The organism is Candidatus Edwardsbacteria bacterium, from assembly GCA_018821925.1.
Taxonomy (GTDB): Bacteria; Edwardsbacteria; AC1; order AC1; family EtOH8; genus UBA2226.
In genome coordinates, this window is the sequence record JAHJLF010000073.1 from 22298 (window position 1) to 45115 (window position 22818).

16 protein-coding genes and 1 riboswitch are annotated in these 22818 nt (G+C 52.6%); of the genes, 6 read left to right on the plus strand and 10 right to left on the minus strand.

The genetic code is table 11. The annotated features are described in order from the left end of the window. Positions 1-44: 44 nt before the first annotated feature. Positions 45-3560, minus strand: coding sequence for a T9SS type A sorting domain-containing protein (locus tag KJ869_09145; GenBank protein ID MBU1577357.1), 3516 nt, complete (start codon positions 3558-3560; stop codon positions 45-47). 172 nt (positions 3561-3732) lie between these two features. Here KJ869_09145 and KJ869_09150 point away from each other — a divergent pair, with 172 nt between their 5' ends. Then, the gene (locus KJ869_09150; GenBank protein ID MBU1577358.1) at positions 3733-7584 is read left to right on the plus strand and encodes a S8 family serine peptidase; all 3852 of its coding nucleotides are present in this window, start codon (positions 3733-3735) and stop codon (positions 7582-7584) included. 89 nt (positions 7585-7673) lie between these two features. Here KJ869_09150 and KJ869_09155 read toward each other — a convergent pair whose 3' ends face one another. The 7 genes from KJ869_09155 to thiS form a co-directional block, all read right to left on the minus strand. Further along, on the minus strand, positions 7674-8159 hold the full coding sequence (locus KJ869_09155; protein ID MBU1577359.1) for a type II toxin-antitoxin system MqsA family antitoxin: 486 nt from the start codon (positions 8157-8159) through the stop codon (positions 7674-7676). A 15-nt stretch (positions 8160-8174) separates the two neighbouring features. Continuing rightward, positions 8175-8468, minus strand: a complete 294-nt coding sequence (locus KJ869_09160) for a hypothetical protein (GenBank protein MBU1577360.1) — start codon at positions 8466-8468, stop codon at positions 8175-8177. An 86-nt stretch (positions 8469-8554) separates the two neighbouring features. Then, positions 8555-8983 carry a Fe-S cluster assembly scaffold protein NifU gene (gene nifU, locus KJ869_09165; GenBank protein ID MBU1577361.1) on the minus strand — a complete coding sequence of 143 codons (429 nt, stop codon included), beginning with the start codon at positions 8981-8983 and terminating at the stop codon, positions 8555-8557. A gap of 164 nt (positions 8984-9147) precedes the next feature. After that, on the minus strand, positions 9148-9801 hold the full coding sequence (gene thiE, locus KJ869_09170) for a thiamine phosphate synthase (protein MBU1577362.1): 654 nt from the start codon (positions 9799-9801) through the stop codon (positions 9148-9150). A gap of 130 nt (positions 9802-9931) precedes the next feature. Continuing rightward, on the minus strand, positions 9932-11089 hold the full coding sequence (gene thiH, locus KJ869_09175) for a 2-iminoacetate synthase ThiH (protein MBU1577363.1): 1158 nt from the start codon (positions 11087-11089) through the stop codon (positions 9932-9934). Next, the gene (locus KJ869_09180) at positions 11089-11859 is read right to left on the minus strand and encodes a thiazole synthase (GenBank protein ID MBU1577364.1); all 771 of its coding nucleotides are present in this window, start codon (positions 11857-11859) and stop codon (positions 11089-11091) included. The genes thiH and KJ869_09180 overlap by 1 nt, the downstream gene beginning before the upstream one ends. A gap of 173 nt (positions 11860-12032) precedes the next feature. Next, on the minus strand, positions 12033-12233 hold the full coding sequence (gene thiS, locus KJ869_09185; protein MBU1577365.1) for a sulfur carrier protein ThiS: 201 nt from the start codon (positions 12231-12233) through the stop codon (positions 12033-12035). A gap of 343 nt (positions 12234-12576) precedes the next feature. Continuing rightward, positions 12577-12699: riboswitch (TPP riboswitch) on the minus strand. A 191-nt stretch (positions 12700-12890) separates the two neighbouring features. Between thiS and KJ869_09190 the strand changes: the two genes are divergently transcribed. The 5 genes from KJ869_09190 to KJ869_09210 all read left to right on the plus strand — a co-directional run bounded on the left by KJ869_09190 (position 12891) and on the right by KJ869_09210 (position 21280). Next, positions 12891-14177: a Glu/Leu/Phe/Val dehydrogenase gene (locus KJ869_09190; GenBank protein MBU1577366.1), complete on the plus strand. Its 1287-nt coding sequence runs from the start codon at positions 12891-12893 to the stop codon at positions 14175-14177. A 247-nt stretch (positions 14178-14424) separates the two neighbouring features. Continuing rightward, the gene (locus tag KJ869_09195; protein MBU1577367.1) at positions 14425-17403 is read left to right on the plus strand and encodes a histidine kinase; all 2979 of its coding nucleotides are present in this window, start codon (positions 14425-14427) and stop codon (positions 17401-17403) included. Between the two features lie 173 nt (positions 17404-17576). Next, complete coding sequence (locus KJ869_09200) at positions 17577-19877, plus strand: PEP/pyruvate-binding domain-containing protein (protein MBU1577368.1); 2301 nt, start codon at positions 17577-17579, stop codon at positions 19875-19877. Positions 19878-19897: 20 nt separating this feature from the next. After that, positions 19898-20473, plus strand: a complete 576-nt coding sequence (locus tag KJ869_09205) for a hypothetical protein (GenBank protein ID MBU1577369.1) — start codon at positions 19898-19900, stop codon at positions 20471-20473. A gap of 144 nt (positions 20474-20617) precedes the next feature. Continuing rightward, the gene (locus tag KJ869_09210; protein ID MBU1577370.1) at positions 20618-21280 is read left to right on the plus strand and encodes a hypothetical protein; all 663 of its coding nucleotides are present in this window, start codon (positions 20618-20620) and stop codon (positions 21278-21280) included. 331 nt (positions 21281-21611) lie between these two features. Here the strand turns inward: KJ869_09210 and KJ869_09215 are convergent, their stop codons facing one another. Together KJ869_09215 and KJ869_09220 are read right to left on the minus strand one after the other, a co-directional pair. Next, positions 21612-22169, minus strand: coding sequence for a hypothetical protein (locus KJ869_09215; GenBank protein MBU1577371.1), 558 nt, complete (start codon positions 22167-22169; stop codon positions 21612-21614). Between the two features lie 125 nt (positions 22170-22294). Then, positions 22295-22687, minus strand: coding sequence for a hypothetical protein (locus tag KJ869_09220; protein ID MBU1577372.1), 393 nt, complete (start codon positions 22685-22687; stop codon positions 22295-22297). Positions 22688-22818: the final 131 nt, after the last annotated feature.

A 22818-nucleotide genomic window follows, 5' to 3' on the forward strand; every position in this document is an offset into this window, starting at 1 on the left:
CAAGTAAAATATCAACAATTGTTTATAATCCCCTAAGGCCTGCATCACCTTACCAAAATCAGTTTTTGGGTCAAAGTGACAGCTCCGGCTGCCAGCCGGTAGAAATAGATGCCCGAAGACATATTATTTCCCCGGCTGTCCCGGCCATCCCAATTCACTTGGTATAGGCCGGGGGCTTTTTCTCCGGAATCCAGCAATCTGATAGTTTGACCCAGGATATTGTAAACAGTCAGGGTAACTTGTGATTTGCTGGGCACCTGATAGGATATCGCAGCGTTGGAACGCATGGGGTTGGGATGGCTGCGGTTAAGTTTTAAGACCCCTGAAAGCTTAGGCTCCTCCGGACGGACGGCCACTCCGGTTGGAGTTGTCACCGAGATATCATCAATGTGCCAGCCCAAACCTGTCACAGAAACATCAGAAGTGAAACGGAACTTGAGCAGTACTTTGGAGCCGACAGGAATACCGTTTATATCATATGATTGCTCGGTCCAATCGCTCAACGTACCGGTAAAATTGGCCAACTCGGTCCAACTTGAACCGTCATCGGTGCTGTATTCCACAAAACCGTAATCATAGTTCGATTCTATCCAATATTTATGCCAGAATGACACCGTCGCCTGGGTACCCACTGCGAACTCCGGAGTAACCAGCGACGAGTTCATGTAGTTTATATATGGTTGATCGTCCCCTACTCCGCAACGCCAGCAGGTGGTGGGACTGTAAGCGGTGTATTCCGTGGTATGCCACAGGTTACCGGCCTGGTATTGGTTGGTCAGAATGCTGTCCTCCACGTTGTCGTAAAAACCAGGGCTGGCAATGGCCAGCATAAAGCTGTCATACTGAACAAGCGTGCCCCCCAGGGTTTTCATCTGCAGCCTGAGCCGGGCATAATACGGATTTTGAGGCGGGGTTCCGAAGGTCAGCAGATAGGGAATAGCCGAACCTCCAGCGCTGTCGGGCTGTATATCTCCGTAGCCTGAGCTGTCGCTTACTATGGCAACATACGGATCACTGCTGGATAGAATGGCCGTGACATTGTCTGCCGTTTGCAGCCCTTTGTTCTTAAGATATACCCTCAGGCTATCGGTCTCCCCGGGCTCGGCGAAGCTGTTATTGTTGGCCGGAGCGGGGTCGATTATACAGTAGGTGCTGTAAAACAGCTTGGGCGCGGAGACCTTGACTGTAAAATTGGTGGTCCAGCTATTTTCGGTATCATGACATTCCAGCGTGAAGGGAATGATGGTCCCGTTGGTGCAGGCCGGTGAGACATTGAACTTGTATCCCGAAGAGTACTGGGCCGAGTCCCCGGAATAGACCAGTCCGAAATTGTAGAAGCTGTCGGTGATGGCTGCCTGATTGCTGGTGGTTCTCAAGGTTCCCTTGACCGTCCCGGTTGATATGACACTGCCGTAATTCTTCACCCACAGGGGCAGGGCTATCGCTTCGCCGGGGTTGATATCACTGTTGCCGTTTCCGGCCGAATCATTAATGGTATGCTTGTAGTGTAGTACGCAGGGGCCGGCCACCGAGATTTTTATCTGCCCGGAATACGGCGCACAATTGTGAGCTGTTACTACCAGGCCGATGCTGTCGAGGATGGTGGTTACGATATCAAGAGATACATTGCCCGAGGCATCGGTGTACCCCGTGGCCAGGATCTCTCCGTTTGATTTATAGGTCAGACAGACCAGGGCGTTCTGCACCGCGGTCCCGGCCGCTACATTGACATTCACAGTGGCCGGACCCAGCGGTACCGTGGCCGGGTGGCTGACGGTCATGGTCAGGGGCTGCTTGGTGTACAGGTCAATGGCACCGCTGCCCAGAATATTATACTGTTCAAAATATATTTTTACAGATACGCTTGGGCCGCTGGCCCAATTATAGTAACGGCCAAAATCAAGTTTAGCTTTAAAAGTCAATCCCCCTATCCAAGTATAGCCGCTATCCAGAAAAGCATCATACATGCGACGCTGGAGGATATCGTCCTCATCCCAATAGGAGAGTACCGAGGAGCCCCAGAAAGCAACGGCTCCTTTGTTCGCTGCTCTGATCCACGTTTCTCCGAAACATTCGGGATAGGAACCACTCGCAAAGGCACCCGTCAAGCAAGAAAAACTGGTAACAAATGAATATTTATTACTGTTAGTCAATGAGTTTATATTTGATGGTGTAAAACCTGGCCCGCCCCAGCTATCATACCAACCATGGCCAGTGTAGGTCATGATGGTAGTTCCGTTATTAAAGGCATCTGTAATGTCAACCGTGGAACCACCCAAACGCTGATAGGCCGAATCGCACACCATCCCGTGCGCCCGGCTTCGGGCAATACAATAGTTATCGGTCGCTTCAGTCACAGTATAATAATCCGCTGAAGCTGTGAAGAAAGCTTTCTGCATCCAGGAATGATCGCTGGTCCAGGACCCCTGCTGGTAGTCCAGGTATTTGGCAATATAGTTATGCAACTGAATGGTGTCGGCCACCGAGATCCGGCTGACATACAGATCTGGCACGAAATCCGTTCCCGCCATGGTTGAATAATACAAATCAGTAACAGGGTAGTTCGGTACGGTATTGGTATAATAAGTGGGAACAACGTCTACATCGCCCACTAATAGAACAAAGTCCGGCGGGTTCTCCCCGTCGTACTGGCTTTTTATATATTGACGAATATGGCTGGTATCGGCCCCTCCGGGGATCTCAGAGGTTCTGGTGACCAGTGTCCGGTATCCCTTACGGGTGTCCCAATCCGCCAGGGGCGCCAATGCATCATAATATTCATCGCCCACGATGATAAGTTGGTTTATGGGCAGAGCGGGAACGGCCTTGGCGAATGATTCGTATGTGCCGAAATTGATCAAGGTCGATGACAACGGGCTGTCGTATGCCGCCGACCGATACTTGGCTGACATCTTCCTGGTTCCGGCGATATCGGAGCCCGATAGTTTTAAGGATATTTTAGCCTTGGTAATGGCTTTTATATCCCCGGTCACCGGATTATAGGCCACCGGCCAGAAACTAACCAACACCGCCCGGTGTCCTCTCATCTGGACCGGCTCGGATAGCGTGACTTTGGCTTTGCCGTAAAATTCGTTGCTGGAGTACACCGATTGATCTATGCTGAAGGGAACCTTCTCTTCCGCTCCCGGCATCTTGGGCACCGGAAGCTGGACCGGCATTATCTTTTTATCAAAGCCCTTGTCCTTCAGATTAAAGCTCTCCGAGGCGATCACCTCCAGAGAGGCTTCAACCCTGGCTCCCTGCGGTATCTCCACCCATTCAGAAACCACCGGCAATTTGGGATGGCCCAGCTCGGTGTTATATCCCTGGTCCGGAACTGAAAGCAGGATATATGCGCCGTCCTTGGTTTTTCCCTCTGAGACATCAAGCCCCGGCAAGGTAACATCCAATACGATGGCGTCGAAACCGGCGCTTGACAATCCTACTGTCCTCCCGGGGTTGCTGTTGGCGGCCAGCGGGATCCATTGCCCGGGAAAAGCCGCGGTGGCTGACATTGCCAGGACCAGAACGGCCAGTGATGTGATTGTTCTATGATTCATAGATAAATCCCTAATCGGTTTGAATATAATAGAATAACTTTATATTACTTTTCCCTCTTTGTCAAGGGCTTAACTTTATTTTACTTGTGATATGATATTGACAAAGCCGGCCATCGGTAGTAATATTAAATGCCGTTTGAAAGATTTGCCATCAATAAAAGAAAGGGAATATATGAAAAAGCTCATCCCGTTACTAGTGCTGCTCCTGACGACAGCACTCACATCCCTCAGCCTGGCCGAGAGGCCCGGGACCACTCAATCCCAGACTTACCTGCCCGGAACAGTGATAATCAAGTTGAAGTCTCCGCCCAGTATTGACTCCAAGAGCACATCCACCGGTAATGCGGCAGTAGACGGGGTTTTAAACAGCTCCGGCCGGCAGGAGGTAAAACAGCTTTTTCGGACCAAGGAGAATGCCAAGACCCCTTTGGGAAGGTCGCTGGCCAATATCTGCCAGGCTCGGGTTTCAAAACAGACCGACATTTTACAGCTGTGCCGGGACCTGGTAAAGACCGGACAGGTGGAATACGCCGAGCCGAGGTATGGCTACCGGGTTGAAGCAACCACCCCAAATGATCCGTTAATAGGCAGCCAGTGGTTCTTGGACAAGATCCAAGCGCCCGCTGCCTGGGATATCTCCCAGGGGGATACCACCGTCTGGATCGGCATAGTGGATTGCGGGGTCCAGCTGACCCATCCCGACCTGGCAGACAATATCTGGATCAACCCGATAGAGGATATCAATCACAACGGGATATTCGACAATTTTCCGGTCGGCTCCGGCGGGGACATTGACTCCCTTGACAATGATATGAACGGCTTTGTTGACGACGTCCAGGGCTGGGATTTCTGCGGGCCGGACACTGCCAACCTGGCCTATGCCGGCGACAACGATCCCAACGTCTACGGTTCCAACAACGATCACGGGACCCATGTGGCCGGAGACGCCTCGGCGGTGACCGATAACGCCACCGGGGTGGCCGGTATCGGATGGAACTGCAAGGTGATGGCCATCAAATGTTCCTTCGATAATGATACCAGGGCCCCGGGCGGCAAGGGCTATATTTATTTCGGATACGACGGAATCGTCTATGCCGCTGACAACGGGGCCAAGTCCATCAACTGCAGCTGGGGCGGTACGAACTACAGCCAGTTCGCCCAGGACCTGGTCAATTACGCCTGGGAGGGCGGATCGGTGGTGGTCTGCGCCGCCGGCAACGATGCCAGTTCGGACCCTCATTATCCCTCAAGTTACAATAACGCCCTCTCGGTGGCAGCCACCACCACTTCGGATGCAAAAGCATCTTTTTCCAATTATGGAACCACCGTTGACGTTTCTGCCCCTGGTGTCAGTATCTGGAGCACTGTTTATCCTAATACTTATGGCGGAACAGAATGGAGCGGCACCTCCATGGCCAGTCCGGTGGCGGCCGGTGTGGTGGGCCTTATCTGGGCCACTAATCCCACCTGGAATAACACCCAGGTGGCCACCCAATTGATCATGACCACCGATAACATCGATGCCTCAAATCCTTCCTACGCCGGCCTGCTGGGCACCGGAAGGATCAACGCCTATAAGGCCCTGACCATCACGCCGGTGCCTCTGGTGAAATATGAAAACCATTACACTCCGGACGGAGGCAACAACATTCCCGAGGCTGGGGAGACCGTGGCCCTGTCTGTGGTATTAAAGAATTGGTGGGGCGATGCCGCCGCAGTAAGCGCCACCATTCACAGCGATGATTATGCGGTGCAGATACTCTCCAATTCCGGCAGCTACGGAGCCGTCAACGGCGGATATGCCGACACCGTGGCCACCTTCAGCTTCACAGTGGACAACACCGCCCTGCCCCACTGGGCCACCTTCATTATCGACATCACTGCCGATGCCCAGAACCGCACCGACACCTTCTACGTCCAGATCGAGAAATCCCCCATCCTGCTGGTGGACGATGATACCGGGGCGCTCAACGTTGACGATTTCTATACCAACTCCATTTCCAAATTGGGATATTTTTACGACCATTACGACCATTCCCAAAAAGGAGCCCCCGACACCTCCTTGTTGAATTCCTATAATACCGTTATCTGGCTGTGCGAATGGGCCTTCCCCTCGCTGGATTCCATGGACCGGGCGGCGCTGAGAAATTATCTGGACAATGGGGGAAACCTGTATCTGTCAGGACAGGATATCGGCTGGGATCTGGCCGATCCCACCGGGGCGCAGTACAGCGCCGAGGCCGAAGCTTTTTATCAGGACTACCTGCATGCCACCTACGGCGGCGACCATAGCGCGGTTACCTCGATAGTGGGTACCACCAGCGATCCCATCGGCGACGGGCTGGCCTTCTCCATCCTGCAACCCTATATCGGAGCAAACCAGTACTACGATTACTTTACGCCCCGGGCCGGAGCCGATGTCATCATGGATTATTCGGGCTTCTCCTCGGGCCAGGCCGGGATAAAATATTCCGGCGTCCACAAGGTGGTCTACACCGGGTTCGGCTTCGAGGCCATCACCTCGGGAGCGGTCCGGGATACCGTCATGGACCGCATCGTCAAATGGTTCATGGGGGATATCCAGATAGCCCATACCCCGCTGACCGACACCGAGGATACATTGTCCCCCTATGTTGTGCAGGCCAATGTGGCATCCAGCGCCGGTGTGGCCCAGGTCTATCTGTACTGGGATGACGACGGCGCCCTGCCTTTCGCCAACCGCACCCTGATGACCGATATGGGCGGCAGCCTGTATGAGGGATCGATCCCAGCTCACAGCGACAACCAGATTGATTACTTCGTCTATGCCGCCAACAGCAACGGCCTTAACAAGACACTGCCCGGGGGAGCTCCTTACAATTATTACTCCTTCTACGCCGGGCCGGATCCCTACGCCCCGGTGATCACCCACACTCCGCTGGCCAACACCATCAATTTGTCCGGCCCTTACAGGATCAATGCAGTGATCACTGATAATTATGGTGTGTTCCAGGATTCCAGCTTTATTCATTACAAAGTCAATTCCGGCTCGGAATATCCCCAGGTCATGATGGCTTCGGCTGGAAACGATTTTTCCGGAAACATTAGTCTACCTTCCCACATCTACACCGGGGACACCGTCCACTACTATATCACGGCCGTGGATACCTCCAGCCGGCGCAATATCGGACGCAGCCCAGCCAGCAATTACCACTCATTTGTGATGGTGGATTCGGTAATGGTGTCCAATTTCGATACTCCGTCCATGCTGGCGATGTTCGACACCCTGGCTGGCACCAATCCATGGAGGACTTATGTTACAGGGCCCCATTCCGCTCCTAACTGCATGCGAACCGGAACGGGCGTTTATCCCAACAGCGCAGAGATCATCATGCAGTTGAAACCGGAATACGGCTATAACCTGGATGCCTATGCCGACAACAATAACTGGGTCCGGTTATACCTGTGGGTAAAGGGCATCATCAGCACTACCCCGGGCGATACCATCTTTCTTGAGGCATCTAAAGACGGAGTCGCATGGGCGATATTAAAATATCGAACATCTCTGACTACCTCCTGGGCCATGGATAGCGTCGAATTGAATCCCATATTCTCGACCAAGGGAACCAACGACAGCATCCTGTTCCGGATGCGGCTTAAGTCCGACGCCGCCTCCAATGCCTTCGGCTGGCTGTTAGATGATGTTTATCTCAAGGTCCAGCCCTTCCCCAGCGGAGTGGCTGGCACGCCGAACGAGATAGCCATCAGGGTATTTTCGCTTGACCAGAATAGGCCCAATCCCTTCCGGGGGCAGACCGCCATCAAATATCAGCTGCCGTCAGAGAGCCGGGTAAGGATCAATGTCTATAACATCTCCGGCCAACTGGTAAGGACCATGGTGGATGCCAAACAGCTTCCGGGCTATTATAACATTGCCTGGAATGGCCGGGATAATTCAGGCCGGCCGGTTTCCGCCGGGGTGTATTTCTACCGGCTCAACGCCGGCGACATCAATCTGACCAAAAAGATGGTTCTGCTTAAGTAACTTGGGAAAACAAAATCCCCCCGCTAAAAGCGGGGGGATTTTTATTATATATCAGTAATCTAGGAGAGGCTTTTTTACGCGAACAATAGTTACGCAGCTTTAGCATGCCACCCGGCAGCATCCGCTATTATCTCAAATCGAGATTGCTTTTGACTATCATGGGTAACTTCCCGTAATAGTTCAAGTGAGTACCTATCGACCGGCTTTTGATGCGCAAGCATCAATCTAAGAAGCCTGTCAGCAATAGGACCCATGGGTTCTTTATCATTCTCCCATCTCGATACTGTTTCAGGGGCTACTCCCATATGTTCGGCAAAGTCTTTTCCAGACCAACCAAGATACTTACGAAGGTAGCGGATTTCACCTGCAGAAAGCCGTTCTTTCTTTTTAATAATTGCAAAAGCTATGACACGATGCAATTCCTCGATTTTCGGTATGGATACAGTTTGTTCGCCACATTTACTGCAATTGCAAATATCGACATTCTGCAAGGTAATATAATGTAGACCGGACTCTGTATATAAATAGTTACCTTTCTGTGTAACCATTTCTGATCTGCAATTAGGGCATTTCATAATGAAATCTCCTTTTCAGGTCTTTCTCCATGCTGTAACAAGAACGAGTTCGGTTTCGCTCTCAAGTTCAATAACAACCCAAATTTTTGCAGTATGCACATGGTATCTCCACGCACCATTTTCCCATTCCGCAGGTTCAACAATACCACCCCTGAGAACATTTATGCAATCCACGATAGTAAGATTATCAGCTGTCATTTCCCGCTTGGCATGTTGCGTAGAGATTACCTTGCCTTCTGTAATAATGGCAAGTATTAATTGCTTTGCTTTTGGGGGACTATATGCTTTTTCTAATGGATTATCATCCACTGCGATTCCATTTCTTGATATTATATCATATATTGATAATTTGTCAAGTCTAAAAAAACAAATCCACACATTACAGAAGTTTTCATCTATTTCTCATGTTCATGAATTTCGTGCTCGTGCCCGCTTTCTTTAAGCTCCAATCCCGGCCGGCCAGTCTTGACCAGATAGTCATTGATGGCCGCACGCACGCCGTCCTCGGCCAGCACCGAGCAGTGGGTCTTGACCGGAGGCAGGCCGTCCAGGGCCTCGGCCACCGCCTTGTTGGATACCGCCAGGGCCTCGGTCAGCGTCTTGCCCTTGACCAGCTCGGTGGCCATGCTGGAGGTGGCGATGGCCGCCCCGCACCCGAAGGTCTTGAACTTGACTTCGGTGATGACATCCTTCTCTATCTTCATCATGATCTTCATCATGTCGCCGCAGACCGGGTTCCCTACCATCCCCACTCCGTCAGGGTTCTCGATCTCTCCCATATTACGGGGATTCATGAAATGGTCCATCACTTTTTCGCTGTACATCGGCTAAATTCTCCATTAAAATAAGATATTCGGCATTCTATACTATTTGATGCCAAAAGTCAACCAAAGGATTCAGGTGTTTCTCAACAACCAATACATTCACCTATCGCCCTCCATACTTCTGACATCTCTCATGGTGCGTTGCTCCCAACATAGCATCTCAATCAAGCCACTCCGCTTATAAGTCGTCTCAAATCCCGGACCGCTCTAGCCACCTCCTCCGCCTGGGTAATAGCGGTTACCACTGCTATCCTCCTGACACCAGCCCGCAGAACCTGATCGATATTCGATGCATTGATGCCGCCCATGACCGTGAACGGTATATTCAGGTGCGGAGCTATTTCCTTGATAGCTTCCGGCCCCAGCGGGGCCATGGCCACCTCCTTGGTCCGGGTGGCGAATATCGGCCCGATATTCACATAATCGGCCCCCTGTTCCTGGGCCGTCAATGCTTCTTTCAGGTTGTGAGTGGAAACGCCGATCAGCAGTTCCGGAGCCAGCTTCCTAGCGGCGGACAGCGGCAGGTCGTCCTGCCCCAGATGCACCCCGTCCGCCCCGCAGGCCATGGCGATGTCCAGGTGATCGTTGATGATCAGCAGCATCCCAGCTGAGGCGGTCTTTTCCCGGAAGGGCAGTGCCATCTGGTAAAAATCTTTTTTGGAGAGGTGCTTTTCCCGCAGTTGGACGATCCTGGCTCCCCCGGCGATCAGGCCGTCCAGTATTTCAAGATTGGAACGTCCCCGCGACAGGCTTTGATCGGTGACGGGATAGAGGTCTATCTGTCGAAAGGCTTTCAGCCGTTGTTCTTTATTATTCATTTAATTACCTCTCACAGATGACACAGATGCTTGTAACAGATGGTACGGAAACATTTTCGACCTCAACCATTTTTAACCTGTTCAAACATTTCGAACACCGTTGGGCCATTCATGTGGCAGCTCAAACGTTTCAAACATTGCCGGACTCTCCTGCTCTCTGCTCCTCAAACCCCTGATCCCAATCCTTCCACACCGTATCGTAACCCTTGGCTCTGATGCTTTCTGCCACCGCCTCCACCGGCCGGTCGTCGAACACATTGAACTGTTCCTCGGCGGCCGGCCCCTGCTCGTCCAGATACCCGCCCGGGGCCGTTTTGGATCCGGCGCTCATTCTGGTGATACCCAGCCCTATCAGGCTGTCGCGCAAATGGGCCGGCTCCCGGGTGGACAGCACCAGTCCGGCATCGGGTAGCATCAGCCGGAAGGCGCATATCATCTGCACCAGTTCGCTGTCGCTGATGGGGAACTCCGGACTGTATCCCCCGGCCGCCGGCCTTAAGCGGGGAAATGAAATGGAAACCTGGCTTTTCCAGAAATGCTTCATCAGGTACGCCGCGTGATGCATTAGATAATAGGATTCCACCCGCCAGTCGTTCAATCCCAGCAATGAGCCTATGCCGATCTGCCTGAAACCCGCGGCCGCCCCCCTCTCCGGAGCTCCCAGCCGGTATTGGTAATCCCGCTTGGGCCCGGCCGGATGGACCGTGGAATATAGATTTTGATCATATGTTTCCTGGTAAATGGCCAGTCCGTCTATGCCGGCCCGGTAAAGCCTCTCGTAGTCCGGAGTATCCAGCGGGTATATCTCTATGGACAGCGAGGGGAACAGCCCTTTGAGATCGCGGGCTATATCCTCCAGCAGATCAACGCTGACCTCGGCCGGACATTCCCCGCTTACTAACAGCAGCTGCGAAATATTTTTATTTTTCAAAAGACGGGCTTCGGATAATATTTCTTCCCGGCTCGAGGTCCGGCGGTTGATCTTATTATGAACATTGAACCCGCAGTAAACGCAGGAATTGCTGCAATGGTTCGAGATATATAAAGGGGCATAAATTTGGATGGTCCTGCCGAAGCGCCGGGCGGTGATGGTTCTTGCCAGCTGGGCCATCGGCTCCAGCAGTTCGGCGGCGGCCGGAGATACCAGTATGGCGATATCCTCGGGGTTGGGGATGGTGCCGGTGCTGATGGATTCCAAAAGGGCCCTGACTTGTCCGGTGGTAATTTTCGGCAGATTTTTTTTTATCCGGGAGGCGTCCAGAGATCCAATTATTTCATAAAACGAGATCATCTTAAAAATCCGGTCAGGGGGCTGGAGGCGGAAGCAGCATCGCCCTCAGGAACAGGCCCGGCCTCCATTCCTGTCAATGATGCCTCCACCGCCAGTTTGAATGCTATGGCCATCTTCACCGGATCATCGGCCACCGCCACTGCGGTATTGACCAGCACCGCGTCGGCCCCCAATTCAAAGGCCTGGCAGACATGCGAGGGCAGTCCCAGCCCGGCATCCACCACCACCGGCACCGTGGACTGCTGGATGATGATTCTGATCTGGTCGGCGGTCTTGATCCCCCGTCCGGAGCCTATGGGCGAGCCTAAAGGCATCACCGCCGCACATCCGGCATCCTGCAGGCGCTTGGCCAAAATGGGATCGGCATTGATATATGGCAGGACCACGAAACCTTCCTTGATTAGGATCTCGGCTGCTTTCAGCGTCTCGATGGGGTCGGGAAGGAGAAAGTTCGGCTCGGGAGTGACCTCCAGTTTCAGCCAGTTCCAGCCGGTGGCCGCCCGGGCCAGTTTTGCGATGCGAACCGCCTCCTCCGCGTCGCGGGCTCCGGAGGTGTTGGGCAACAGCAGATATTTTTTTTGATCGACATGGGAGATGATATCATCCTGTGGATTGTCGAACTCCACCCGGCGCAGGGCCACGGTCACGATCTCGGCCCCCGAGGCCTCCAGGGCATCCGCCATCACCTGTGAACTGGGGAATTTCCCGGTCCCCAGAAAAAGGCGTGATTTGATTTGCCGCCCGGCTATCACTAAAGGTTTTAACATATTACTTCTGTATTTATTGATTTATTTTTACACTAAGCATGCCCTGAGCCGAGCCGAAGGGACACAAATAGCACAAAGAAAATTTTCCTTAATTCGTAATTACTGTTTTCCCCGTTACTAAATACTGTATACCGACTACTGGCTACTGGCCTCTAACTTTTGCTTTCATCGAATCATCCCCCGCCCACCAGTTTGACGATCTCGACGATGTCCCCCTCATTCAAAAATACATCTTGATACTGGTCTCTCTGCATTATCAATGAATTCACCTCCGCCACCACCCGGCTGTCATCCTGCCCCAGATCTATTAATAGATCGTTGATTGTGGCCGGCCTGTTCAATTGGTGTTCTTTTCCGTTTAGAATGATTTGCATGTGGCAATGAGTATAAAGTAATAATGTATTATTGCTTTGGTATTTAAATAGATCAATAATCCAAATTGTCATGCCATTGAAGAATGGCATCCAGGCATGGATTCCCTCTGGAGTTTACCCCGCACAAAGATGCGGGGAGGGAATGACACATTGCTGTAATTTAGTTGCCCTGGGAATAAAAATAGAAAAGACCTATAACCCTCTGCGCTCTCTGTGTTCTCCGCGGCAAAGAAAATCGTTCCCTCCGGGCAAAAAAATATTCGTGTTTTTCGCGTGTTTCGTGGGCAAGTGATCTTAAACAAAAAAGCCTTTGCCCTGATTTCACGGAGCAAAAGCCGATAACCACCGGTTATTACCGCTTCCCTCCGCTGGTGTTACCCAGTTCAGGTTAAGGGGTCGCCCTATCTTTTATTTGATCGGGCCTCTCAGCCTGGCATTTATGCCTTATGCTCCCCCAGCCGATACGAAGTATACGATTATCGAAAGGTTTTGTCAATATGAAATGCTATCCGAATGGATTTGACTTTAATTTCTGCTTGTGATATAATCCGCATGAATTTAGAATAACAGAGGCCTCTGTCGAATATTCTGTACTTTTTGCGGCTATTCTGCAGGGGTTTCATATATATTAACTACTCATAAAAGGAGCTGATTCTCATGGCTGACAAATCCTTCAATGCCTTTGAGATGGCCCAAAAACAGTTCGACGACGTGGCCGAAAAACTGGGTCTCGATCAGGGAACCCGTGACCTCCTGCGCAATCCCATGCGGGAGTATCACTTCAATATCCCGGTCCGCATGGATGACGGCACCGTCAAGGTGTTCCGCGGATTCCGTGTCCAGCACAACGATGCCCGCGGCCCCGGCAAGGGCGGCATCCGCTTCCACCCCCAGGAAACCATCGACACCGTCAGGGCCCTGGCCACCTGGATGACCTGGAAGTGCTCGGTGGTGGACATTCCCCTGGGCGGCGGCAAAGGCGGGGTCATCTGCGACCCGCATCATCTTTCGGAGCGCGAACAGGAAGGCATCTGTCGCGGCTGGGTGCGCCAGGTGGCATACAACATAGGTCCCTTCCTGGATGTGCCGGCCCCGGACGTAATGACCTCCGGCCAGCACATGATCTGGATGATGGACGAATACGAGAAGATACATAACGGCCGCTTTCCCGGCGTCATCACCGGCAAGCCGCTGGGCGTGGGCGGTAGCTTGGGCCGCACCGAGGCCACCGGCTACGGCTGCGTATATGTCATGCGGGAGGCCCTGCGCGAGATGGGCATCGACATCAAAAAAACCAAGGCCGCCTTCCAGGGGTTCGGCAACGTCTCCCAGTACGCTGTCAAATTATACAAGGAATACGGCGGCAATCCGATCTGCGTGTCCTGCTGGGACCAGGCCGATCAGAAATCATACACCTTCCTCAAGAAGACCGGCATCGACGCCGACGAGCTTTTAAAGATCACCGACCGCTTCGGCGGCATCAGCAAAGACAAGGCCAAGGCCGCCAGCTACGAGGTGCTGAACGGCGACGCCTGGATCGAGCAGGACGTGGAGATACTGGTCCCTGCCGCCCTGGAGAACCAGATCACCAAGGACACCGCCCCCAAGATGGCCAAGGGCGTCAAGCTGATCGTGGAGGGCGCCAACGGCCCCACCACCCCCGAGGCCGACGAGATCATCAAGCAGCGCGGCATCTTCATGGTTCCCGACTTCCTGGCCAACGCCGGCGGGGTCACCTGCAGTTATTTTGAGCAGGTGCAGTGCAACATGAACTATTTCTGGACCAAGGACGAGGTGCTCTCCAAGCTGGACACCAAGATGACCGACGCCTTCCTGAAGGTATCCGCCCTGGCCCGCGACAAGAAGGTCTATATGCGCGATGCGGCCTACATGATCGCCATCCAGAAAGTGGCCGAGGCCTGCCGCCTGAGAGGCTGGGTCTAGTTCAGGGATTAGATTTTAGAGAATAGATATTTGTGCGGCGCAGGAGTTTCTCCTGCGCCTCTTTATTTAAAAGCGGTACAGCAATATGTCATTCCCTCCCCGCATCTTTGTGAGGGGTAAACTCCAGAGGGAATCCAGGGATATAAAAAAGTGTTGCTTCTCGCAAATTTGTAAATCAATACAAATTATCATTGATTTTACCCTGCCCCTTGGCATATACTAATGTAAAATACTTGAGCGATTAATTATGTCTTCCCTAAAACCTAAATCAACCGACCAAGAACTGCTGGTCCTGGACGATTTCTATTCATCCAAACTGCAGCACCTTATGTCCTACCGGGTTCGCCGAGTCCTGCTGGTGGCCAGCCTGTACGATTCATACATCCTGGAGGAGGAAGGACGGCTGGCCGACCTGCTGGGCCAAGTCTATAAACAGCGCGACCTGGGCTATGTGCCGGTCATCACCCGGACCGCAGGCGGCCAGGCCGCCTTAAAAGCGGTGGATGAGGAAGCGTTCGACTTGGTGGTCACCATCCAGCGGCTGGGGGACATGGACCCCTTCACCTTCGGCCGGGCGGTAAAGGAAAAACATCCCGGCCTGCCGGTGGTGGTGCTGGCCTACAATACACCGGAGCTGCAGCGGCTGGTGGAGGCCGATGACGGCCATTCGGTGGATAAGATCTTCGCCTGGCAGGGCGACGGCAAGATAATGGCCGGCATCATCCAGTACATTGAGGATGTCAAGAACTCCGATCATGACACCGGGCTGGTGGGCGTCCCTAACCTGCTAATTCTGGAGGATTCAATCCCCTTCTATTCCTCCTACATTTACTTAATATACGAGGAACTGTGGAACCAGACCAGCCGTTTGCTGCATGAGAACCTGTCCTTTACCCAGAGAGTGCTCAGACAGAACGGCCGGCCCCAGGTCCACCTGGCCGGCAGCTACGAGCAGGCGGTGGCCATCTACCAAAAGTTCAAGGACAGTATGCTGGGAATCTTTAGCGATATCCGCTGTCCGCGTAATGGAAAACTGGATGACCGGGCCGGGATCGATTTCGTCAAACTGGTAAGGGCCCAGCAACCCTTCCTTCCCATAATGTTCCAGTCCAGCGAAGAGAATACCCAACAGATCGCCCGGGAACTGGACGCGGCCCACCTGCTGAAAAACAGCCCCACCCTGATCAGCGATTTTCACCAGATCCTGACCGATCATTTCAATTTTGGCGACTTGGTGTTCCGGAACGAGAATCGGAACGAGGTGGCCCGGGTGACCAATATCGAGGCCTTCCTGTCAGTGGTGGACAGTCTGCCGCCCGACATACTCTCTACCTATTACCGCCATGACGATCTCAAGCGCTGGCTACTGGTCCGCACCGAGTTCCAGCTGGCCCAGAAGATCTACCAGCCCGGGATTGCCGGCCAGGCCGATCCCCTTCTGCTGCGCCGGGCCATCAAGGATGCTTTCCTGGAGCATTACAACAGCATGCACCGAGGCGGCGTTTTTTATTATTCCCGGCAATTCAATCTCAAGCAGTGGCATTTCTACCGGATGGGCGGCGGCTCCATGGGCGGTAAGGCCCGGGGCCTGGCTTTCATCGACAAGGTCCTGTCCTCTAATCTGAAGGAGAGTGATTTTCCGGAGGTCAAGATCTCCATTCCCCGCACCTTGGTGCTGGGCACCGATCTATTCGACGAGTTCGTCCGCAAGAACGACCTTTTCAGCATGGCCCTGCAGGAGAAATCGGATATCCGAATAGCCAACGCCTTCCTTCATGCCGAACTGCCGGCCACCATCGTGGGCGACCTGCTGGATTTTATCCGGCAATTGAAGACCCCGCTGGCGGTACGGTCCTCCAGCCTGCTGGAGGACGCCCTCTACCAGCCCTTCGCCGGGATCTACGTCACCAAGATGATCCCCAACAACGAACCGAACCTGGATGCCAGGTTCCTGAGCCTGGCCAACGCCATCAAGCTGGTGTGGGCCTCCACCTTCTTCCAGCAGGCCAAGGCCTACATCGAATCCACCAACCACCGGGTGGAGGAGGAAAAAATGGCGGTGGTCATCCAGGAGGTGGTGGGCCAGAAACGGGACGGCAGCTTCTATCCCGATTTCTCCGGGGTGGCCCGCTCCTACAACTACTACCCGGTGGGCAGCGCCACCCCCGAGGACGGGGTGGTCAACGTGGCCCTGGGGCTGGGCAAGACGGTGGTGGACGGAGGATCATCCTTAAGGTTCACCCCGGCCTATCCCCGGGTCCTGCCGCAGTTCGGCACCACCAAGGAGATGCTCAACAACTCCCAGCGCGAATTCTACGCCATAAACATGAAGTCCCTGGCCACCACTGCCTTTGCCGATGAGGACCAGTTCCTGCTGAAGGCCGATCTGAAGCAGGCCGAGCTGGACGGCACTCTGGGCAACCTGGCCTCCACCTATTCGCCCCAGAACGATCAATTCTACGACGGCATCAACCAGCCCGGGCCCCGCAGCGTCACCTTTGCCAATATCCTGAAAAATGATATCTTCCCCCTGGCCGGGATATTGGAGCGGCTGTTGCAACTCTCCCGGGAGGCCATGGGCTGTCCCATCGAGATGGAGTTTGCGGTCAGCCTGGACGCCCGGAACGTGCTTCCGGCCGAGTTCGGTTTTCTGCAGGTGCGCCCCCTGGTGGTGGGCGACGAGTTGGTCAAGGTAGATCTCAAGGAGAATAATTTTAAGAATGCCCTGTGTTACAGCCATCAGGTGCTGGGCAACGGGGTCAACAAGGAACTGGCGGATGTGGTTTATGTCAAGCCCGACACCTTCAATGCCGCCAACAGCCAGCAGATAACTTACGAGATAGAGAAATTTAACGCCCGGCTCAAAGAGGAGGATCGCAATTATATTCTAATCGGCCCCGGACGCTGGGGATCGTCGGATCCCTGGCTGGGCATCCCTGTAAAATGGAACCAGATCAGCCGGGCCAAGACCATGGTCGAGGTCAGCCTGCCCAACATGAATGTGGATCCCTCTCAGGGCTCGCACTTCTTCCAGAACATGACCTCGCTGAGGATCGGATATTTCACCGTGCCCCTGGACCCGGAGCACGGCGGGATGGACTGGGCCCGGCTGGAGCAGGGGCCGGTGATCGGCGAATCGGAGAACGTCCGGCACCTGCGCTTTGCCAAGCCGCTGACGGTGATGATTGATGGCCGCACCGGCCATGGCGTTATTTTGTTAGACTGAATATTTTGATATTATCTACCACTTGGATTCCCGCCGTCGCGGGAATGACACATCGGTCAATTGTAGGGACATGATGCATCATGTCCGGCCTTGGTCACACCCTCGCCTGATTTATCAGGAGAGGGATGGGTGAGGTCATTAAATAAATTATAAACTCCAACGGGAGAACCACATTGCCCCATAACAAGCCCGAATGGCAGGTGATCATCGACCTGCTGCGTGACACCAACCCCGTACTGCTGAGCCGGATCGGCCGCAAAATGATGAACCACCTCTACAAGCGCAACATCTCCAGGATCGAGGTGCTGATGAAGCGATTAGAGTCCACCTCCACCGACTGGGAGTACAGCGAGAACCAGCCCGTGCCCCGCCTGAACCAGGTGCTGTTGCAGGAGATCATGGACGAGGTGTTCACCATCGCCGCCCAGGAGGTCAGCGCCGAGGAGATCGTCCGGATGATCAGCCTGTGGGTCAAGCACGAACAGGCCCGCTTCCTGGCCATGGCCGCCGAGAAAAGGGACGTCCCCCTGGCCGATATCACCGAGGCCGTCACCCGTTTCAGCCTGATGCCCGACGCCCAGAAAACCCTGTCGCCTGAGGAACGCATAGGAGTCCGGGTGGCCCTGATCCGGCGATTCTTCAGCGAGGACCTGGATTACATAAATACCACCAAGAATTTTGTGACGGTGTTCGATTTCGCCCCGGTGCTGTCCCGCACCATCGGGCCAGCCACCGGCAACGGCAAGCTGGGCGGCAAGGCCGCCGGATTGTTTAGGGCTGAAAAAATACTGCTGGCCGCCAAGAAAGACAACATCGCCCTGCGCAACCTGTCCATCCCCAAGACGTGGTACGTTACCTCGGACGGCATTATGGATTTTCTGCACTTCAACGCACTGGAGGAGATGCCCACCATCAAGTACCGCGATCCGGTGGAGATCCGCCAGGAGTACCCTTACATCGAGCAGATATTCAAGAATTCCTCCATGTCGCCGGAGATCATCGCCGGCTTGAGTCTGGCCCTGGACGATTTCGCTGATCGTCCGCTGGTGGTGCGTTCCTCCAGCCTGCTGGAGGACACACTGGGCTCCTCCTTTGCCGGAAAATACAAGAGCCTGTTCGTGGCCAACCAGGGCACCAAGCGAGAGAAGCTGGAGGCCCTGATAGACGCCATCGAGGAGGTGTACGCCAGCGTCTTCGGGCCCGACCCCATCGAGTACCGCCGGGAGCGGGGACTGCTGGACTTCAACGAGGAGATGGCCATCGTCATCCAGGAGGTGGTGGGCCGCCGAATCGGAAAATACTTTTTCCCGGCCTACGCCGGGGTGGCTTTCAGCTCCAATGAGTTTCGCTGGTCGCCCCGCATCAAGCGGGAGGACGGCATCATCCGGCTGGTGGCCGGCCTGGGCACCCGGGCGGTGGACCGGATGGGCGACGATTACCCGACCCTGGTCTGCCCCGGCCAGCCCGGCCTGAAAGTGAATGTCAGCCCCGAGGAGGTGATGTGGTATTCCCAGAAGAACATCGACGTTATCAACCTGACCACCCGCCGCTTTGAGACCGTCAATTTCGAGAAGTTGTTGCAGGAATGCGGCCAGGAATATCCGGCCCTGCCCCAGATCATCTCCATCTACCAGGACGGCCAGCTGTTCTCTCCGGTGGGCACCATGATAGATTACGACAAGGGCGCTCCGGTGGTCACCTTCTCCAAACTGCTGACCCACGGCCCCTTCATCCCCCAGATCAAGGCCATATTGGACATCCTCAGCAAAGAGCTGGGCTGGCCTGTGGACATAGAGTTCGCCTGCGACGGCGACATCCACAAGCTGTACCTGCTGCAGTGCCGGCCCCAAAGCCAATCGGGCGGTGTGCACAACATCCCGGTGCCCCAGGATGTGCCCAAGGACGACATCCTGTTCACCGCCGACAAGTTCATCACCACCGCCCAGGTGGAGGATATCGAATACCTGGTGTATGTAGATCCAGAGGAATACGATTCCCTGCCCACCATGGAGGAATTGATCCAGGTGGGGCGAACCATCGGCGAGTTGAATAATAAACTTCCGCGCCAGAAATTTATTCTGATGGGGCCGGGCCGCTGGGGCAGCCGGGGCGACATCAAGCTGGGCGTGCGGGTGGGGTATTCGGACATCAACAACACCGCCATGCTGATCGAGGTGGCCAAAAAGAAGAAGGATTACGTGCCCGAGGTCTCCTTCGGCACCCATTTCTTCCAGGACCTGGTGGAGGCCCGGATCCGCTACCTGCCGCTGTATCCCGACGAGAAGAACATGGTGTTCAACGAGAAGTTCTTTAATAACGCCCCCAACCTGCTGAAGAGGATACTGCCGGATGCCAAGAAGATGGACAAGGTCATCAAGGTGATCAACGTTTCCAAGATGATGGCCGACGCCACGGTCTCGGTGATCATGGACGGCGATAACGACCAAGCACTGGGATACATTAAAAGGAACTAGAAACGATAGGAGGAACTAATATGCACAAGCTTGTGCTAATACTACTAATGGGATTTATTATGGGGTGTGCCACAAGCGGTTCGGTTAATAAAACTCATTATATTGATTCCAAATACCCATTCTCCGTAGCTTTCCCCAAAGATTATGAACCTCGATCATCTGGTAAAAATTCAACCGAAAGAGTTTCTGCTGTACGTTATCAAAGAGAACTGGACGTTATTGGCGGTTTAATATTATTAAAGCCTGTTTTTGTGATTTCTGTTTTTGAGACTACACAATCATTTTCTGAATTTATTGAAGATAAAAAAGAACGCTTTTTTGAACCCCGCTACTACTTCAAATATAATGTTGTGGGCACAAAAGATATCAAGGTCAACGAATGCCCTGTTCATTTGATTTATTTCACCAGCTCAGTAGCCACCGCCGGAGGTGAAGGTATTAGCATAAAAGGCAATAATTTAGGGATAACTGGTTTTATCCATCTGGTTAACTATTATTTGAAAATTGAATACATCGCTAATAAATCAAGATTCAAACAAGAGGATTTTGATTATGTGCTTGATAATTTAGTTATAACTAATACTCCAACGGAATAACAGAACTATTTTTAATTCCACAAAGACTAACGACGCCACCGTCTCGGTGATCATGGACGGCGACAACGACCAGGCGCTGGGATTCATAAAAAGAACGTAGTAATTATAAACCTTGAACTAGGTAGCTTCGGGAGAAACAATGCCATGGATCACAACCATCCTACACGTTATTTTATAACAAAATCGACCTATGATCATTACAAAAACGAGCCTTTATTTATCACATTCCTAACTTTTGGACGTATTTTGAATTCGATCAATTATTGTAGAAGCACTTTGGTAAGCATCAAATCCGGTGATAATAAACCTTCTGATATACGTGCTACACACAATTATTTCTTTTTTATGTGTGGTATTTTACATGAGGGGATACGGGAATTACAAAAAAATAAAATCCTTTTTAAGAGCTTCGATACATATAAATCAAAAGTAGCTATCTATTTAAAAAAAGTAGCTACCTTTGATAGAACCATCTTGGGCACAATAAGAGATAAGGCTGTTTTTCACTTAGATAATAAAGATTTTTATAATTCAATTCAAACACTTGATTTAAATGAGTATGAGCTTGTAACGAGTACAGATCAGACCTATGGTGAAACATACTATACCCTTTCGGATTTAATTGCGTTGAATACATTATTTACAAATATAAATAAAAATAATGAATTGGAACATCTTGAACGTCTTATTTCTGATTTAAAAACTTATAGCGATGAATATGTTGTTATAGTTTCAGACATTATGAAAGAGGCTATTGATAAAATGGGCTGGTTATCAGATAATGTGCAAATTGTTGCTAAGAATTAATTTTGCGCTACGCAAAAATCAGCAAGAAAACCCATCTCGCTCAACTCAATAATTTAATAAACCTATTATGCCCGACAACCTTAAAAATACCCTTGCCTTTCCCGTCGGTTACCATAAATTCCACCCCAAGCAGCTTTTCAACTTCCAGCTTAACCGGCCGTATTCTTTTGGGTATGCCAGATACCAAGACCTGCTGTGCTGCCTATCAACAAGGTCTGCTCTGGACACAAAGGACAAAGCCCCGCAAAACTGCGGAGCTTTAAGTTACTTTTCGTTTTGTGTCATCCTTCAACTTGCCATGCACAGGATTGTTCTCAGGATGACACAATGATCACATATTCCACTCCACCTTATAGCGGCACACCGTGCCGCCGGTGGCCCGGCATTCAACCTCAATCATCTTGATATCCCTGGCCCCGCACATCTTGAGGGCCTCCTTGTACCATCCGATCACCGTCAGGCAGTCCGGGACTGAAAAGGTCTTGGCCTCATGAGTGGTTATCACCCCGGAGTTGGGGCCGGTGGCCTGGTATTCCCGGTAGCCGGTATCGTAATAGAACTTATAGATGGAGCCGGTCTTCTTCATGAAAGCCTGTGGATTGCCCGGCGCCAGGAATGTCCGGTGCTCCTTGGCCAGGCTCTTCTGGGCCGACTTGGCCCCCAGCTGTTCGAACACCAGATTGTCACCCTTGCCCAGCACCTTGACTATGGCCTTGTCTATGTGGTCGCCGATCTCGAAAGGATACCACTGGCTGGAGAGGATGGATTCGCCTATCAGCTGCCGGTCCTCCTGCGAAAGTCCGTCCATCACCTTTTCCCAGGCCCCCTGACCGAAGTTTTCGTTCACGAATTCCTTGCGGGCGGCTATGATCATGCCCTTGATCTTCATAAAACCGTTCTCTTTAAGAATTATAGATGTAATTATAGATAAACCCACCCCATAAGTCAACGACAATGATATAGCCCCTTAACCACAAAGCCCCCGCCTGTGGCGGGGGCTTTGTGGCAGCCATATCAGTTGCCGGGCCACATTTTCTTTATCTCGTCCATCTGTTCCGGGTGGAGCTTGACCGTGCCGTCGGCCTCCAGGTCAACCCGCAGGCCGTTCCAATGTTCAGCCGAGGCCGGGAATTCCTTTTTTCCTATCATGGTCAGCAGAACGTGGGCGACGGCAAATTTATTTGTGTCTGACAGGGCGCCGCGCAACCCGGGCACCGCAGTTTTTCCCTGTTTTAAAATATTTTGCGCCTCTTTATCCATGATCGCTGGATAAAGGCCGAAAGATGTCCCTTCCCAGATGATATCGGAATTTGCCAGTTGGCTGATTTGCAACTGAAGATCTTCATTCGGGGCCTGGGAGCAACCGGCTAACAGTACCAGCAGGAAAACCACTGATAGTTGTTTCATTATCGTCACTTCCTATGGATTTCAAATAATTATCTTTTGTTCATTATAAATACTTATCCTTCTTCTGTCAAGTATTTAAAGACCCCGCGGTAAGCGGGGTCTTTGTTGTTTCCGTGATCGCGGCGGTTGAC

What these genes read in the sequence shown, in the direction of transcription:
- KJ869_09210 (MBU1577370.1), top strand. Translation starts at nt 20,618, where the DNA reads ATGGATCACAACCATCCTACACGTTATTTTATAACAAAATCGACCTAT.
- KJ869_09205 (MBU1577369.1), top strand. Translation starts at nt 19,898, where the DNA reads ATGCACAAGCTTGTGCTAATACTACTAATGGGATTTATTATGGGGTGT.
- KJ869_09190 (MBU1577366.1), top strand. Translation starts at nt 12,891, where the DNA reads ATGGCTGACAAATCCTTCAATGCCTTTGAGATGGCCCAAAAACAGTTC.
- KJ869_09195 (MBU1577367.1), top strand. Translation starts at nt 14,425, where the DNA reads ATGTCTTCCCTAAAACCTAAATCAACCGACCAAGAACTGCTGGTCCTG.
- KJ869_09150 (MBU1577358.1), top strand. Translation starts at nt 3,733, where the DNA reads ATGAAAAAGCTCATCCCGTTACTAGTGCTGCTCCTGACGACAGCACTC.
- KJ869_09180 (MBU1577364.1), bottom strand. Translation starts at nt 11,859, where the DNA reads ATGTTAAAACCTTTAGTGATAGCCGGGCGGCAAATCAAATCACGCCTT.
- nifU (MBU1577361.1), bottom strand. Translation starts at nt 8,983, where the DNA reads ATGTACAGCGAAAAAGTGATGGACCATTTCATGAATCCCCGTAATATG.
- thiE (MBU1577362.1), bottom strand. Translation starts at nt 9,801, where the DNA reads ATGAATAATAAAGAACAACGGCTGAAAGCCTTTCGACAGATAGACCTC.
- KJ869_09215 (MBU1577371.1), bottom strand. Translation starts at nt 22,169, where the DNA reads ATGAAGATCAAGGGCATGATCATAGCCGCCCGCAAGGAATTCGTGAAC.
- KJ869_09155 (MBU1577359.1), bottom strand. Translation starts at nt 8,159, where the DNA reads ATGAAATGCCCTAATTGCAGATCAGAAATGGTTACACAGAAAGGTAAC.
- KJ869_09220 (MBU1577372.1), bottom strand. Translation starts at nt 22,687, where the DNA reads ATGAAACAACTATCAGTGGTTTTCCTGCTGGTACTGTTAGCCGGTTGC.
- KJ869_09145 (MBU1577357.1), bottom strand. Translation starts at nt 3,560, where the DNA reads ATGAATCATAGAACAATCACATCACTGGCCGTTCTGGTCCTGGCAATG.
- thiS (MBU1577365.1), bottom strand. Translation starts at nt 12,233, where the DNA reads ATGCAAATCATTCTAAACGGAAAAGAACACCAATTGAACAGGCCGGCC.